This is a genomic window from Myxococcus faecalis (assembly GCF_050039385.1).
In the GTDB taxonomy this organism is placed as follows: domain Bacteria; phylum Myxococcota; class Myxococcia; order Myxococcales; family Myxococcaceae; genus Myxococcus; species Myxococcus fulvus.
In genome coordinates this window covers 188,739-203,219 of the sequence record NZ_CP144336.1, presented here as the reverse complement: position 1 = coordinate 203,219, position 14,481 = coordinate 188,739, and the positions used below count along the sequence as shown (strand labels likewise).

7 protein-coding genes are annotated in these 14,481 nt (G+C 71.7%); 4 read left to right on the top strand and 3 right to left on the bottom strand.

Annotated elements, in window-relative coordinates:
- The first annotated feature begins 11 nt into the window (after positions 1-11).
- From VZQ01_RS00545 to VZQ01_RS00535, 3 genes are all read left to right on the top strand, one after another.
- Positions 12-3,893 (top strand): serine/threonine-protein kinase, encoded by a 3,882-nt coding sequence (locus VZQ01_RS00545; RefSeq protein WP_267696502.1) that lies wholly within the window; start codon positions 12-14, stop codon positions 3,891-3,893.
- Between the two features lie 165 nt (positions 3,894-4,058).
- Entirely contained in the window at positions 4,059-5,549 is a 1,491-nt protein-coding gene (locus tag VZQ01_RS00540; RefSeq protein WP_223751566.1) for a hypothetical protein, read from the top strand.
- Between the two features lie 3 nt (positions 5,550-5,552).
- Positions 5,553-6,953 (top strand): serine/threonine-protein kinase, encoded by a 1,401-nt coding sequence (locus tag VZQ01_RS00535; protein WP_426746641.1) that lies wholly within the window; start codon positions 5,553-5,555, stop codon positions 6,951-6,953.
- A 3-nt stretch (positions 6,954-6,956) separates the two neighbouring features.
- Here the strand turns inward: VZQ01_RS00535 and VZQ01_RS00530 are convergent, their stop codons facing one another.
- The 3 genes from VZQ01_RS00530 to glsA all read right to left on the bottom strand — a co-directional run bounded on the left by VZQ01_RS00530 (position 6,957) and on the right by glsA (position 11,415).
- Positions 6,957-8,375 carry a sigma 54-interacting transcriptional regulator gene (locus tag VZQ01_RS00530; protein ID WP_223751568.1) on the bottom strand — a complete coding sequence of 473 codons (1,419 nt, stop codon included), beginning with the start codon at positions 8,373-8,375 and terminating at the stop codon, positions 6,957-6,959.
- 423 nt (positions 8,376-8,798) lie between these two features.
- On the bottom strand, positions 8,799-9,995 hold the full coding sequence (locus VZQ01_RS00525; RefSeq protein WP_223785774.1) for a porin: 1,197 nt from the start codon (positions 9,993-9,995) through the stop codon (positions 8,799-8,801).
- A 256-nt stretch (positions 9,996-10,251) separates the two neighbouring features.
- The gene (gene glsA, locus VZQ01_RS00520; RefSeq protein WP_223751570.1) at positions 10,252-11,415 is read right to left on the bottom strand and encodes a glutaminase A; all 1,164 of its coding nucleotides are present in this window, start codon (positions 11,413-11,415) and stop codon (positions 10,252-10,254) included.
- A gap of 259 nt (positions 11,416-11,674) precedes the next feature.
- On the opposite strand from glsA, the gene VZQ01_RS00515 reads away from it, so the two are divergent.
- Positions 11,675-14,479, top strand: a complete 2,805-nt coding sequence (locus VZQ01_RS00515) for an aminotransferase class I/II-fold pyridoxal phosphate-dependent enzyme (protein ID WP_223751571.1) — start codon at positions 11,675-11,677, stop codon at positions 14,477-14,479.
- Positions 14,480-14,481 lie beyond the last annotated feature (2 nt).

The window sequence follows — 14,481 nt, the reverse complement described above, 5'->3', positions numbered from 1 at the left end:
TCTCCTCATCGATGCGCTGCCTGAACTGTCACCGTCGCCTTGCTCCGGGCGCGGCTTGTCCCGTGCACGGCGCGAGTGTTCCAGGCGGCTCGCTCGCCGGGACACTGACGCTCACGGACGTGCCGGGCGTGCGCGGCGCCGCGCCGCTGGGGCGTGGTGGCTTCTCGCAGGTGTTCACCGCGTATCGCGACTCGGACGGTCGCGAGGTGGCGCTCAAGGTCGGGCATGGGCCGCATCACGAGCGCTTCGCGCGCGAGGCCGCGGCGCTGCGGCGCGTGGGGGCTCCCATCGTCCCGGAGCTGCTGGAGCACGGCGTCGCGCGCGGACGACCGTTCCTGGTGATGGAGCACCTGCACGGGCAGACGCTCGCGGCGTGGATGGCGGCGCTGCCGGGCACAGGCGCCGCGTCGCTGCCGCGCGTGCGGGAGCTGCTCCGTGGCTTGTGCTCGGCGCTGGAGCACATGCACGCGGCGGGCGTGGCGCACCGCGACCTCAAGCCGGAGAACATCTTCCTGCGCGAGGGTGGCGCGCTGAGCCTCCTCGACCTGGGGCTCGCGCGCTTCCACGACCTCGAGGACCCGGACGACGCGGACGCGCTCCCGCCCGGAGTGACGCCCGCGGGGCAGCGGCTGGGCACGCCGTTGTACATGGCTCCGGAGCAGTGTCTGGACGCGCGTCTGGCCAGCACGCCCGCCGACATCTACTCGCTGGGCATCGTCCTCTTCGAGCTGCTCACGGGCGCGCCGCCCTTCGTCGGCAGCCCGGAGCAGATCCGCCACGGACACGTCAGCCTGCGCCCGCCGAAGGTCTCCGAGCGCGCGGAGGTCCCCGCCGCGCTCGACGATGTCCTCCGCTCCTGTCTGGCCAAGTCGCCGCTGGAGCGCTTCGCCAGGGCCCCCGACGTGCTCGCGGCCTTCGACGCCGCATGTCGCGCCACCACCGCGCTCGGCCCCGTCGCGCCGGGCGAGGCCGTGTCCCCGCAGCAGCCGCTCTCGTCGGGCGCGGGGCCTCGGCAGGTGGCGCTGCTCGGGCTCCACACACCGCTGGCGTTGGACGCGGTGAAGGCCGCCATCGAACCGCGCGGAGGGCTCATCGCGCGCGTGAGGCCCGGTGGCTACGTCATCGCCTTCGCGGAGTCGCTCACCGCCGAGGCGAACGTGCGCGCGGGCGCGCTCGCCGCGAGGAAGCTGCTCGAGGAGTCGGAGGCCTCGGCCGTGCTCCATCTGGCGGAGCTGCACGTGCGCGTCGGTGCGTCCACGTTGCGATTGGCGGGGGCCGCGCTGGACTCGCCCGCGGACTGGTGGCCGCAGACATGGGTGCCCGGTGAGACGCGCGTCACGGAGGCCGCGGCCGCGCGCCTGGACTCCAGCGCCACCGAGGCCGTGGGCCGCGACACCGCGAGCCTCCTGGACTCCACCTCGGACGTGGGGCGGCTGCGACTGCTCGACAGCGCGGCGTCCAGCGCCTCCTCCGAACCGCCTCCGCTCTTCGGCCGCGAGGACCTGCTGGAGTCGCTGGCGAAGGAGGCGTTCCGCAGCCTCTCGGAGAGCGTCCCGGGCTTCTCGGTCGTCACCGCGGACGTGGGGCTCGGCAAGTCGCGCGTCATCGAAGCGCTCGCCGCGCGGTTGGAGTCGAGCGGCCAGGCCCAGGTCATCCGCTTGCGCGCCACGGCTCCGGACGTCCGCTCGCCGGAGGCGCTGCTCGAGACCCTGCGCGCCGCTCTCGTCGACGGGCCCTCGCCGCTGCCCGAGTCCCCCAGGACCAGCGGCGTCCCGCTCGCGGACGCACGTCACGCGGCGGCGCGCTGGCTCGCCGAAGCGCTTCGTCACCGCGCTCGCGAGCTGCCCCGGGTGTTGCTGCTGGATGATGCGCACCTGGCGGACCCGACGACGCTCGACGCGCTGGAGGTCGCCACGCTCACGGGCGCGTCCGCGCCGCTCTGGGTCTGCGTCGTCGCTCGACCGGCGCTGCTCGGCCTGCGGCCCCACCTGGGCGAGCGCAGCGCGAGCGCCGCTCGACATGTCCTGCCGCCGCTGCCTCCCGAGGCCAGTCGCGCGCTGATGCTGCACCTGCTGCGTCCCGCCGAGCACATCCCGGAGCCGGTGCTCGCGCGATTGGAGCAGCTGGCCCAGGGCGTGCCCCTGTCGCTCGTCGAGCTGGCCGTGGCCCTGCGGACCGCGGGCGCGCTGAGGGCCTCGCCCGGGGGCGGTTGGTACATCGCCCCGGACGCGCTGCTCGACGTGTCCGTGACGCCGCTCTTCCAGCGGCTCGCCAGTCGCGCGCTGGATGGACTGCCGGATGCGTACGGCGGGCTCGCGCGACTGTGCGCGGTGCTCGGCACGGAGCTGGAGGTCGAGCGCGTGGACGCGGCCTTGCGACACCTCGGGCCCGCGGAGGAGGGCGTGGGCATGGCCACCTCCCTGGACGCGGGCGCGGGCCTGCAGCGTCTGGCGCGCGCGGGGCTCCTCAGGCCCGTGGGCCTGGGCCGCTTCGCGTTCCGTCACCCCTTGCTGCGCGAGTCCATCGAAGCGCTCCTGCCTCCGGTGACTCGGCGTGCGCTGCATGCCGCCGCGCGACTGGCGACCACCGGGGATTCACCCGTCGAACGTCATCGTCGCGCCCTCCACGCCGCGGCCTGCGGCGCGCACGACGAGGCCGCCACCGCGTTCCTCGTGTTGGCCGAGGAGTCACGCCGCGCGCACCGCTCCGTGGAGGCCGAGCAGCTCTACACCCGCGCGCTCGCGCTGCTGCCGGACCGCGACTCCGAGCAGCGGGCACGGGCTCTCGCGGGACGAGGACGCGTGCGCCATCGCCTCCAGCGCTTCCACGAAGGGCTCGGTGACCTGGCCGCCGCGCGCGCCCTGGCGGAGGTCCGCGGCGACAAGGCCCTGTGCGTGGACCTGCTCCTGGAGGAGGCCACCGCGCGCGACTGGATGGAGGACGTGGAGGGCTCGACGCTCTGTGCTCGCGAGGCGCTGGAGCGCATCGAGCAGCTCGACGACCCGCGCCTGTCCCTGCGCTGCACCCTGGCCCGAGGACGGTTGCACGTGCGCCAGGGGGAGTGGGGCAATGCGGCCCGCATCCTCGACTCCGTCATCGAGGGCGCAGAGCGCGCCAGGGAGCACGAGACCCTGGTGGTGGCCCTCACCATGCTGGGCTCGTCGCTGACGTTCCTCGAGCGCACGGAGGAGGCCGCGTCGCGCTTCGAGGAGGCCCTGGCCCGCTGCGAGGCCGCGGGCGATGCGCTGCACCTGGCCGCCACGCTCATCAACCGCGTGCTCCTGTGGCTGGGGCAGGGCGATGTGGCGAGGATGGAGGAGGACCTGCGGCGCGCGATGGGCCTGGGACGCGAGCTGGGACACGCGCAGGTGGAGCGCTGGTCCACCTTCAACCTCGCCGAGGTGCTCTACATGCAGGGGCGCCTGCAGGAGGCGCTCCCGTTGGCGCGCCGGGCCCATGAGCTCGGCGTGCGCTTCTTCCTCGAACATCCGGTGCCCGTGGACGCGCTGCTGCTCGCGCGCATCGGCGTGGCGCTCGGCGATTGGGAGGAGGCGTCCCGCCAGCTGCGCTGGATTGAGTTCCATTGTCCGCCCGCCTCGCTGCCGCCCACCGCCGTCATGCGCAAGCTGGTGGAGCTCCAGGTGCGCGAGGCCGAGCGCGGAGGCGGAGTGCATGAGTCGCCCGCATGGACGGCGCTGGAGGACGAGGCCCGCGAGCTGGCCTCTCCCGACGAGAAGGCGGAGCTGCTGCTCCAGGCCGCCCACTCCGCCTTCCGCTCCAACCTCCCGGACGAAGCCCGCACGTGGCTGACCCGCGCCGAGAGCGCCATCGCCTCCGCTCCGCTCTGGCGGACCCGCTGGGAGGCCCTGCGCGACACGGTGGGGCGGGTGTAGCGCGGGACGTCACAAACCCGCCGGGGAGTGACCTCCCACGCTACAGCGGACGACCTCCCAGGGTGGTTTCCCGCCGGCAAGGTGACGGGCGGCGCGGCTGGCCTGGAGCGTGCTTCAGTGGGGGGGTATTTCTCCAATTTCATGTTTTTCACTGGAGGAGCGTCCATGGGTGTCACTGTCCGTCGCGCCCCGTCGGGTGTCGTGTCCTTGCTGTTGTTGGCCCTGGCCGGCTGTGGGGGAGGGAGCAGCGTGCCCGTCGCCGACGCCCCGACGTCCGACGTCGGGGAGAGCCGGGCGGAGATTCGCATCGCGAACTCGCTGTCCACGGATGCGCTGGTCCTCAACGCCCTCTCCACCAACGCGCTGGCCAACCGGATGTTGGCGACGCAGAAGCTGCAGGACCTGTTCAGCGCATCGGGAGGGGACGCGTACATCCGCAAGCAGCTGCATGATCCGGATGCCCAGACGTTCATGAGCTACCTGGTGAGCTGCGCGCTGGGGCCCAACCAGGTGCTCTGGTACTACAACCCTCGCGGGCCGACGCCGGGCGCCAACCTGTGGCAGGGCAAGGCGGGCCTGTGTACGTCGTGGCTGACGTCGGCCCCGACGCCCGATTGCCTCAACCGGGTCTCCGCGTGCCTGCTGGCGCGCAACAACGCGTTCGGCCGCCGCGTGGAGCTGTCCATCCGCGGCGAGGTCTCCGGCAACCCGAGCATCTTCTACCTGGAGCCGGTGTCGCGGCCGGCGGAGTACGACCCGACCACGGCGACGAAGCTGCCGAGCTTCGAGGGCTGCCATGAGGGCGAGACGGGCGCGCAGCGCGACTGCGGGTGGACGCCGGACGGTATCGGCTCCTGTCTGCCCGGCTCGCAGGTCTGGGTCGGGGCGGGCGGCGCCGTCTCCTGCCCGGGGCCGACGCTGGGGGCCTCGACCGGCGGGCGCATGGCGCTGCGGGTCTGCTCGGGCGTGGTGGGCTGTGGCTCCGCCAGCGACACGGCGCTCGGCGAGTCGGAGTCCAGCTGCTCCGGCACGGGGCCGGTGGTCGGCTTCACCTGCCCGGCGGAGGGATACTTCAGCGTGATGACGGCGCCGTATGACAGCAACGACAGCGGCGTCGCGAGCGTGGCCGCGGACTCCTCCGAGCTGGCGGCGTATCCGCTGGCGGAGGCCGAGGTCTTCGGCGTTCGCGAGGGCGCCTTCTACGGCAACATCTTCGACTCGAAGGCGCTGGCCACGCAGGTGTACGTGGAGGAGGTCCGCCAGGGCGACATCACGCGCTATCGCGTGGTGGGAGATGACGCGGTGGTGGATGGTGCCATCTACAAGCGGATGTACTCCTGTTACGACCCGCAGTGGAGCAACGGCGCGGCGTACTCCTCGTACCGCGTCTGCGCGCTGCCCGGCACCGGCGCCAACTGCGCGTCCACGGTGGCGGGCCCCTGCTGGGGGAGCGCCACGAAGGGCGAGGGCCGGTGTGAGATCGACGATGGCCCGGAGGTGCCGGGGGATGGCGACTACGAGCGGTGCAGGGATCCGTTCGGCGGTCTGTGGAGGGAGCCGGTGACGACGTTCCTGCATGACGCCTGCGGCCCGGTGAAGGGCGAGCGCGCGCTCAAGCTGTGCTCGCGGACGATTCGCACGAGCAAGGAGCGCTAGTCGATGACGAGCGGAGGCGTGGAGGCCCTCTACGGTGAGGAGCTGCGGCCCGGCGCGCTGGTGGGGCGCTGGGTCGTGGAGCGTGTCCATTACCGGGGGCCGGTCTCCACCCTCTATCGGGCGCGGGATGCGACGAGCGGGACGCTCGCCGCGCTCAAGGTCCTGCAGTCGTCGGCCTTGTCCACGGACACCGCGCTGCGCCGCTTCCGACGGGAGGCGGCGACGCTCCAGCGGCTGAGTCATCCGCACATCGTCCAGGTGCTCGACCATGGCGAGCTCCCGGAGGGCCGGCCCTTCATCGCCATGGAGTGGCTGGAGGGCCGCGACCTGGCCGCGGAGCTGTCCGCGCGAGGGCCCCTGTCCTCACGTGAGGCGCTGGAGGTGCTGGAGCAGGTGGGCGCCGCGCTGGGCGTCGCGCACGCGGCGGGCGTGGTGCACCGGGACCTCAAGGCGCAGAACGTGATGCGCCTGTCCGGCGGGGGCGAGGCCCCGTGGGTGAAGCTGGTGGACTTCGGCGTGGCGAAGGCGCTGACGCCAGGGGTTCCCGGGGCCTCGTCGCTCACGCACACGGGCGTCGCCCTGGGCACGCCGCTGTCCATGGCGCCCGAGCAGATCCGCGGTGAGGTGCCCGACGCGCGCACGGACCTGTATGCGCTGGGCGTGCTCCTGTTCCAGCTCGTCACCGGGCAGCCGCCGTTCCAGGGCGCCACGCGGCACGAGGTGGAGGAGCAGCACCTGCACGCGCCACCCCCCAGGCCCACCGAGCGCGCGCCCGTGCCCTCGGGGCTGGATGACGTGGTGTCGCGCTGCCTGGCCAAGACTCGCGAGGAGCGCTACCCGGACGTGGCCCTGTTCCTGGAGGAGCTGCGTCGAGCGGTGGGGGGCGTGGGGCCTCGCGCGAACCCGGGCCACGCGGTGGCGCTCTACGCGGAGGCCCGCATGTCCCACGCGCCCGACTCGACGAGCCTGGAGCGCATGGACTCCCTGCTGGAGCGCACGGGCCTGGTTGCCCGCGAGGTGGGGCTGGAGGTGCGGCTGGAGGGGAGCGGCTGTCTGATGGCGCTGGCGCCGCTGCCCGATGACGCGGCCTCCGAGCGCGCCGTGCGCGAGCGCGTGCTGGCGGCGGCGCTGTCCCTCCTGGAGCAGGAGGGGGCGCGAGACCAGGACGCTCGCGAGACCGCGTCCCCGGTCCGCCTGGCCATCACCGTCCACGTGGACCAGCTGCCGGGCGCGGAGGGCCGCGTGGGCGCGAGCCTGTTGCACCTGCCGGGCTGGGTGGCGGACGCGACGGACGGAGGGCTGGTGGCCACCGAGTCGGCGCTGAGAGGGCTGGAGTCCGGCTTCCTCGCGGCGCCGTTGCCCGGTGGCGGGGCCCTCTGGTCCCGCGTCACCGGACGGCGGTGAGGCTCACGGCTTGATGCCGTGCCGGCGCAGCAGCCGGTAGAGGTGCACCCGGTCCATGCCCGCGGTGACGGCGGCCTGGGCCACCTTGCCCTGGTGCTTCTCCAGGAGCGCGCGCAGGTAGCGGCGCTCGAAGTCGTCGACGGCGCGGCGGCGCTGGTCGGCGTAGGGCAGGGTGGGGTCCACCTCCATGGGGTTGCCCGAGCGCGACTCGTCCTCGGTCAGCTCCACCGCCTCCTCGAAGACGAGGCAGCGCTCCAGGTAGTTGCGCAGCTCGCGCACGTTGCCGGGCCACGCCGCGTAGCGCAGCCGGGCCAGGAAGTCCGGCGTGCGCAGGGACGCGGTGCGCTCCTTGTCCGCGCCCAGCGTGCCCAGGATGCCCTCCACCAGCAGCGGCAGGTCCTCGGGCCGCTGACGCAGGGGGGGCAGGGCGATCCTCAGCACCGCGAGGCGGAAGAAGAGGTCGGAGCGGAAGCGCCCCGCGTTCACCTCCGCGCGCAGGTCTCGGTGCGTGGCCGCCATCAGTCGCACGTCCACCGGCTGGTACGTGTTGCTGCCGACGCGGCGGATCTCCCGGTTCTCCAGCACGCGCAGCAGCTTGGGCTGCAGCTCCGCGGGCAGTTCGCCAATCTCGTCGAGGAAGACGGTGCCGCCGATGGCCTCCTCGAAGACGCCCGCCCGGCGCTGGAGCGCGCCGGTGAAGGCGCCCTTCTCGTGCCCGAACAGCTCGCTCTCCAGGAGGTGCGCGGGGATGGCGCCGCAGTCCACCACCAGGAAGGGGCCGTCCTTGCGCCGGCCCGCCTCGTGGATGGCCTGGGCCGCCTGGCTCTTGCCCGTGCCCGTCTCGCCCTCCAGCAGCACGGTGACGTCGCGCGACGCGGCGCGCTCCATCATCGCGAAGCACACGCGCATGGCCACCGACGCGCCCACCAGCGTCCCGAAGCGCGTGCTCTCCGACACCGGCAGCCGGTTGTTCTCCGCGCTGAAGTCGAAGCGCAGCACCACCCGGCCCAGCCGCAGCAGCGAGCCGCTGCGCAGCACGCCCTCCATCACCAGGACGCCGTCCAGGATGACGCCGTTGAGGCTGTCCAGGTCGCGCACCTGCGGCCCCTTGGGCCCGATGCGAATCTCGCAGTGGAAGCGCGACACGGTGGAGTCATCCACCGCGAAGTCGTTGAGCGGATGCGAGCCCACCGAGCACGTGTCCGCCGTGGACTCCCACGTGCTGCCGGACTGGGGGCCTTCCACCACCGTCAGCCGGAAGCGGCGCACGGTGGAGGCGTCATACGCGCGGCGGCCCTGCTCGTAGGGGAGCGTGACGTGGAGCGCCTCGTCGCCGGAGTCCCGTGCCTCGACCTTCCAGACCGGATCACTCTTCACGTCGGGAATCGGAGGTGGTGTGCGGGCCCGGTCGGAAGCAGACATGAGCTTCAAGATACCATGGCCACGTGACGCGAAGTTCCGGTCGTCCATCCTGTCCCATCCGTCAGGTTGCTCCGTGAAAGCCCCCGCGGAGGCCCGGCTCGGTCTGTCTCCCGGCCGGGCCCCGCGTCCCCCCTCTCCGCCCCCCGGCCCCCCTGCTGCACGGAGCGCACGGTCGTGGTGGGTTGCGCCCGACCGTGTGGCAGTCCACGACAATGCAGCGGGTGTGCCGTTCCACCCTCACCCTGGGGTCACTCCCGCCCTCGAGACAGGGGCGTAGCCTGGAGGGTTACAAATCCGGCCCGCCTGTAGCGTGGGGCGCTACAGGTGCGGGCCCTGCCGTCGATGGGGCGCCTGACGGCGGCGTCTCCTGGCCATCGACAGGCGCACGGCATGCGCCGCCTGGATGCTCGCAAGACGGGGGCGCTAGAACGCCAGGTTGAGCTGCAGGGTGATGAGCTGCGAGGTGCCGGGGTCCTTCGGAATGACGACGGAGGCGTCCTCCGCGCCGTTGGCGGCTTCCTGGTGGGCAATCTGGTAGCGCAGCTTGAACGCCAGGTGCGGCGCGTTGACGAACCAGGCGAGCTGGGCCTCGCCGATGTAGAGCAGGTCGTCGTCCAGGTCGAAGCTCGGGTTGAGGTAGCTCAGGCGCACGCCCACATCCACGGTCTTCTTGTAGACGACGTAGTCCGCCTGCACCCACGCGCCGAAGCTGGAGAAGTTGCGCGCGTTGTTCATCGGGTCGACGCGGCTGATGTACGCCTCGCCGAAGAGGCTGAAGCGCCGCGCCTGGATGAACAGGTCCACGCCGCCGGTGACGAAGCGGCGCTCACCCTCGCGCAGGATTTCGAAGACGCCGGACTCCGGGTTGAAGTTCTCCTTCACCTGGGAGACGTCGCCGGCGGCCCCCTGCAGCGTGAAGGACACGTTGAGTGGAGGTGGCTCCTTGTCGCCGGACATGATGTACGGCAGCTCGCCGTAGCCGGGCTTGCCCATGGGGGAGAAGGTGGCGCGCGCGTTGAGCTGATACTTGTCGGACTCGGAGCGGACGCTGCGCAGCGGAGAGCCGCCGTAGACGCCGACGTAGTACTCCAGCCGGTCCATGGTCCCGAAGAACGTCACGCCCTTGTCGCGACCGGTCCAGTAGTAGTTGGCGATGGTGGAGAACTCGGGGAAGAGGATCTGCTGCGGGCCCCAGGACTCGTGACGGCTCAGCGGGGTGTACTGTTGGCCCGCGCGCACGCCCAGCTCGTCCCAGGGTTGGATCTCCACCAGCGAGTCGAGCAGGTACAGCGGCGGGTCCGCCAGCTCCAGCGACGTCCAGAAGCGAATCCAGGGGCGGAAGACGTTGCCGCGCATGATGGGGCGCAGGAACGAGAAGGCCGTGCGGGACTCGGCCTTGCCATCCAGGAAGACGGGCTCGAGCTTGTAGCCGGCCTGCAGCCCGATGCCGAGCAGGTAGTTCCCGTCCTCGGACTGGACGTGGAAGCCGTTCTTCTCATCATAGCCTCCGGTGATGGTGGGCTTGTCGTCGTCCTTCTTCTCGTCCTGCGCGTGACTCTCCGTCGGGGCGAGCAGTCCGCTCACGCCCGCCACCACCGCCGCCACTCGTATCCAGCGCATGCCCTGTTCCCTCGAATGAGCGCGGTCCCCAAGCGAGGCGACTCGCCAGGGGCCGAGCGGCACGGTGGGCATGCGGCTGGAGGGCGCCAGTCGGGGGCGTCGTGCGCTATCCGCGAGCGGACGGCGGGCGCGGCGCGACGATGGCTGACGGACAGCGGCCTCGCCCTCGTGGACGGGGCTCATCGAACACGCAACGTGAGAGGGCGCCCCTCCCTCGTGATGGGAAGAGGCGCCCGCGAACCACGGCGGCGAGGGGCTATGGCGACGGAGGCGTCTTCTGCTCCGCGCCGTCGCGGCCCGCGCCACCGGTCCCCATCGTGCCCGCGCCGCCAGGCGTGGCGGCGTACAGGTTGTCACCCAGCGAGTTCACGACATGGGTGATGGCGCGCTGGGCTCGCACGCTGTTGCCCGCCTTGTCGAGCGGCGGGGAGAAGGCCGCGATGGCGTAGCGGCCCGGCACCACGGCGACGATGCCACCGCCCACGCCGCTCTTCGCGGGGACGCCGGCCTGATAGAGCCACTCGCCGGTGTTCTCATACAGACCATTGGTGGCCATCAGCGCCAGGGTGCGCCGCGCGGTGTCCGGGCTGATGACCCGCTCACCCGTGACGGGGTTGATGCCACCGTTGGCGAGCGTGGCGCCCATGGTGGCCAGCTGCCGGGCCGTGACGTTGACCGAGCACTGCCGCGTGTAGAGGTCGAGCGCCTGCTCGCGCGGAGAGCCGAGGACGTCATAGGACTCCAGCAGCGCGGAGATGGACTGGTTGCGCGTGTTGGTGGCCGTCTCCGACTTGTAGACCTCCTCGTTCACGGAGAGCGGCTCGCCCGCGAAGGCGTTGAAGTTGCCGCTGATCTTCCTCCAGCGCTCGTCGGGCGTCTTCGCGGGAATCAGGCTCACGGAGGTGATGGCGCCCGCGTTGACCAGCGGATTGCCGGCGCGGTGGTCCTCGTTCATCTCGATGGCGACGATGGAGTTGAACGGCTGCCCGGTGGCGTCCACGCCAATCTTGTCCTCGACCTTCTTGGCGCCCACCTCCTCCATCAGCCGCGCCAGCGTGAAGGGCTTGGAGAGCGACTCGATGGGGAAGGGCGAGGCGGCGTCGCCGGCGGTGTAGATCTTCCCGTCGACGGTGACGAGCGCGAGGCCGAAGAGGTTGGGGTTCACCGTGGCCAGGTACGGGATGTAGTCCGCGTTCTTGCCTTCCTTGTTCCCCTTGAACTGCGTGTGGGCCTTCTGGAGGGCCTGCTGGATGTCCGTCTCGGACGGCATCGCCTCGTCTCCCGGGGAGGGGCGGGCGGTCGTCTGGGACGCGGCGGGCTTGGACCTGGGCGCCGCGCCGAGCGCGACACCGGGGCCGGTGAGGGCCAGCAGACATGTGGAGAGCAACCAGCTTCTGCGACCGCGACTTGCGAGCTTCATGTCATCTCCTCCCAGCGACGTGGGCGCCCGCGAGCGCAGGCTGCTGGCGCGTCGGCTTCGGTGGTTGAGGAGTGGGGGCCGCCCGGCCGCGCGGCAACGCCGGGAGCGCACGAGCGAAGAGGCCCTCGCGTCCATGCGTGGGCCCAGGAACCCTCCCCGCCGTCCGGGCTTCGCGTCGATGACGTGGCGCCTACCTTGTCCGACGTCGAGTCGCACGGCGCTCCGCCCGTGCCCGTCGACGAAAGGAGGGCGTGCCGCCATGGCGGAGCCCCTGAGCTCGCTGGAGTCCGGTGTCCAGGCACACCTGTTGTCCGCGGTCTTCAATCCCGAGCAGGTCCGACTGGACGTGTGGAACCGGCTGCGGGAGGAGGTGACGCGGCTGGAGGCGCGGCACGCCGAGGGGCAGGTGTCGCCCGAGCACATGGAGCAGGTGCTCTCGCTCTTCGCGGAGGTGCACCCCATCGAGCGGCTCTTCGTGTTCCCGGGCGAGGCCCGGCTGCAGAGGCTGGCGGAGATGGCGCGTCGGCACGACGTGGAGGAGCTGGCCGAGGAGGTGCGTCGGCTGGTGGGCCTGTTGAGCCTGCATCGCGACCGCGCCTGTCTGCTCACGGACCTGGATGGGACGCGCGCGGCGGCGCCGGAGGGCTCGCACTACTTCACCACGCTGGTGGTGGATGACATGGCGGCGGCGGACTTCGAGCGGGTCCACCGCGGGATGCTCGAGGCGCAGCGCGGGGAGCACCAGTTCCTCTACGAGCTGCTCCAGGTGCGCTCGGTGGAGGACGCGCTGGTGGCGGTGCTCGTCAACGACGACGTGCAGGTGTGCGTGGTGCGGCAGGACCTGCCGCTGCGCTCGCGCTCGCCCGTGAAGCAGCTTCGCTCCACGCTGGAGCCCATCCTCGCGGAGGCGGAGCGCAACGGCGACGAGGCGGGGCTCGTGGTGGCGCGCTGGGTGCGGCGGCTGCGTCCACACCTCAACGTCTACCTCATCACCGACGAGTCCCTGGTGGGGCGGGAGATGCACACCGAGCGCCTGTTCGACCGCGTCTTCTACCGGTACGAGTCCGCGCACGAGCTGAACGTCACGGTGGTGGACGGCGTGCGCGAGCGCTACCGGACGCCGTTCTTCGACGCGCTCAAGCACTACGCCTCGCGGCCCATCGGCAACTTCCACGCGCTGCCGATTGCCCGAGGCCACTCGGTGTACAACTCGCGCTGGCTGCGGGACATGGGGGAGTTCTACGGGCCCAACCTGTTCATGGCGGAGTCCTCCTCCACCGCGGGTGGACTGGACTCCCTGTTGGAGCCGACGGGCTCCATCAAGCAGGCGCAGGAGAAGGCGGCCAAGACGTTCGGCGCGCAGCAGACGTTCTTCGTCACCAACGGCACGTCGACGGCGAACAAGATCGTCCACCAGACGCTGCTCCAGCCCGGTGACGTGGTGCTCATCGACCGCAACTGCCACAAGTCGCACCACTACGGGCTGGTGCTGGCGGGCGCGCACACGGTGTACCTGGATGCATATCCGGTGCGGGAGTTCGCGATGTACGGCGGCGTGGCGCTGAGCACGCTGAAGGCGAAGCTCCTGGAGCTGAAGTCCGCGGGGCGGTTGGACCGGGTGAAGCTGGTGGTGTTGACCAACTGCACCTTCGACGGGCTCGTCTACCACCCGGAGCGGGTGATGGAGGAGCTGCTGGCCATCAAGCCGGACCTGGCGTTCCTCTGGGATGAGGCGTGGTTCGCCTACGCCACGTTCATGCCGCTGGCGCGTCAGCGCACGGCGATGCGGGCCGCGCAGAAGCTGGCGGAGCGGCTGCGCAGCCGCGCGTACCGCGAGGAGTACCGGGCGTGGCGTGCACGGCGCGGAGACGGGGACGCGGTGGCGGGGGCCCGCGCGCTGGAGGAGCGACTGCTGCCGGACCCGGACAAGGTGCGCGTGCGCGTGTACGCGACACAGTCCACGCACAAGTCGCTGTCGGCGTTCCGTCAGGCCTCGATGCTGCACGTCTGGGACGAGGACTTCGAGCGCCGCGCGGCCGCGCCGCTGACGGAGGCGTACTTCACGCACATCACCACGTCGCCGAACCACCAGCTCGTGGCGTCGCTGGACCTGGCGCGCCGACAGATGGACCTGGAGGGCTTCGCGATGGTGAAGGAGGCCTACCAGCTGGCGATGCGGATGCGCGAGCGGCTGCGCGAGGACCCGCTGCTGCATCGCTACCTGCGGCTGCTGGACGCGGAGCAGATGGTGCCGGAGGTGTTCCGGAGCTCGGGGTTGAACCGCTACGTGGGGCCGGGCTCGGCGGGCGTGGACGAGATGACGCGGGCGTGGGCGCAGGACGAGTTCGTGCTGGACCCGACGCGCCTGACGCTCTTCACCGCGCTCACCGGGCGCAACGGGTTCGAGTTCCGGAGCAAGGTGTTGATGGAGCGGCTGGGCATCCAGGTGAACCACACGTCCATCAACACGGTGCTGATGAACGCGACGATTGGCGTGACGTGGGGCTCGCTGTCGTTCCTCCTGGACGGGCTCCGGCACGAGGCGGAGCGACTGGAGGCGACGCTGGCGCAGGCGACGGGCGCGGAGCGCAGGCTGTTCGACGCGAAGGTGCGCGCCATCACCGAGGAGCTGCCGCCGCTGCCGGACTTCAGCGGGTTCCATCCGGCGTTCCAGCCGTCGGGCGGAGTGGGGGAGGGCGACTTGCGCAGCGCCTTCTTCCTGGCGTACCGCGAGGAGAACGCGGAGTTCGTGACGTTGCCGGAGGCCGCGCAGGCGCTGGACTCGGGGCGGCGGCTGGTGTCCACGCGCTTCGTGGTGCCGTATCCGCCGGGCTTCCCCATCCTGGTGCCGGGGCAGGAGGTGAGCCCGGGCATCGTGGAGTTCATGCGGAAGCTGGACGTGAAGGAGGTCCACGGCTACCGGCCGGAGCTCGGGTTGAGTGTCTTCACGGAGGACGCACTGGAGCGCGCCGCGAGCACCCCGGCACCGGAGGTCCCCGAGCCCCGGACGCGCGGCCCACGCCACGCGCCGGGCCACAACGGGTCCACGCCCGCGACGCACTGAGC

What these genes read in the sequence shown, in the direction of transcription:
- VZQ01_RS00540 (WP_223751566.1), top strand. Translation starts at nt 4,059, where the DNA reads ATGGGTGTCACTGTCCGTCGCGCCCCGTCGGGTGTCGTGTCCTTGCTG.
- glsA (WP_223751570.1), bottom strand. Translation starts at nt 11,415, where the DNA reads ATGAAGCTCGCAAGTCGCGGTCGCAGAAGCTGGTTGCTCTCCACATGT.
- VZQ01_RS00515 (WP_223751571.1), top strand. Translation starts at nt 11,675, where the DNA reads ATGGCGGAGCCCCTGAGCTCGCTGGAGTCCGGTGTCCAGGCACACCTG.
- VZQ01_RS00535 (WP_426746641.1), top strand. Translation starts at nt 5,553, where the DNA reads ATGACGAGCGGAGGCGTGGAGGCCCTCTACGGTGAGGAGCTGCGGCCC.
- VZQ01_RS00530 (WP_223751568.1), bottom strand. Translation starts at nt 8,375, where the DNA reads ATGTCTGCTTCCGACCGGGCCCGCACACCACCTCCGATTCCCGACGTG.
- VZQ01_RS00545 (WP_267696502.1), top strand. Translation starts at nt 12, where the DNA reads ATGCGCTGCCTGAACTGTCACCGTCGCCTTGCTCCGGGCGCGGCTTGT.
- VZQ01_RS00525 (WP_223785774.1), bottom strand. Translation starts at nt 9,995, where the DNA reads ATGCGCTGGATACGAGTGGCGGCGGTGGTGGCGGGCGTGAGCGGACTG.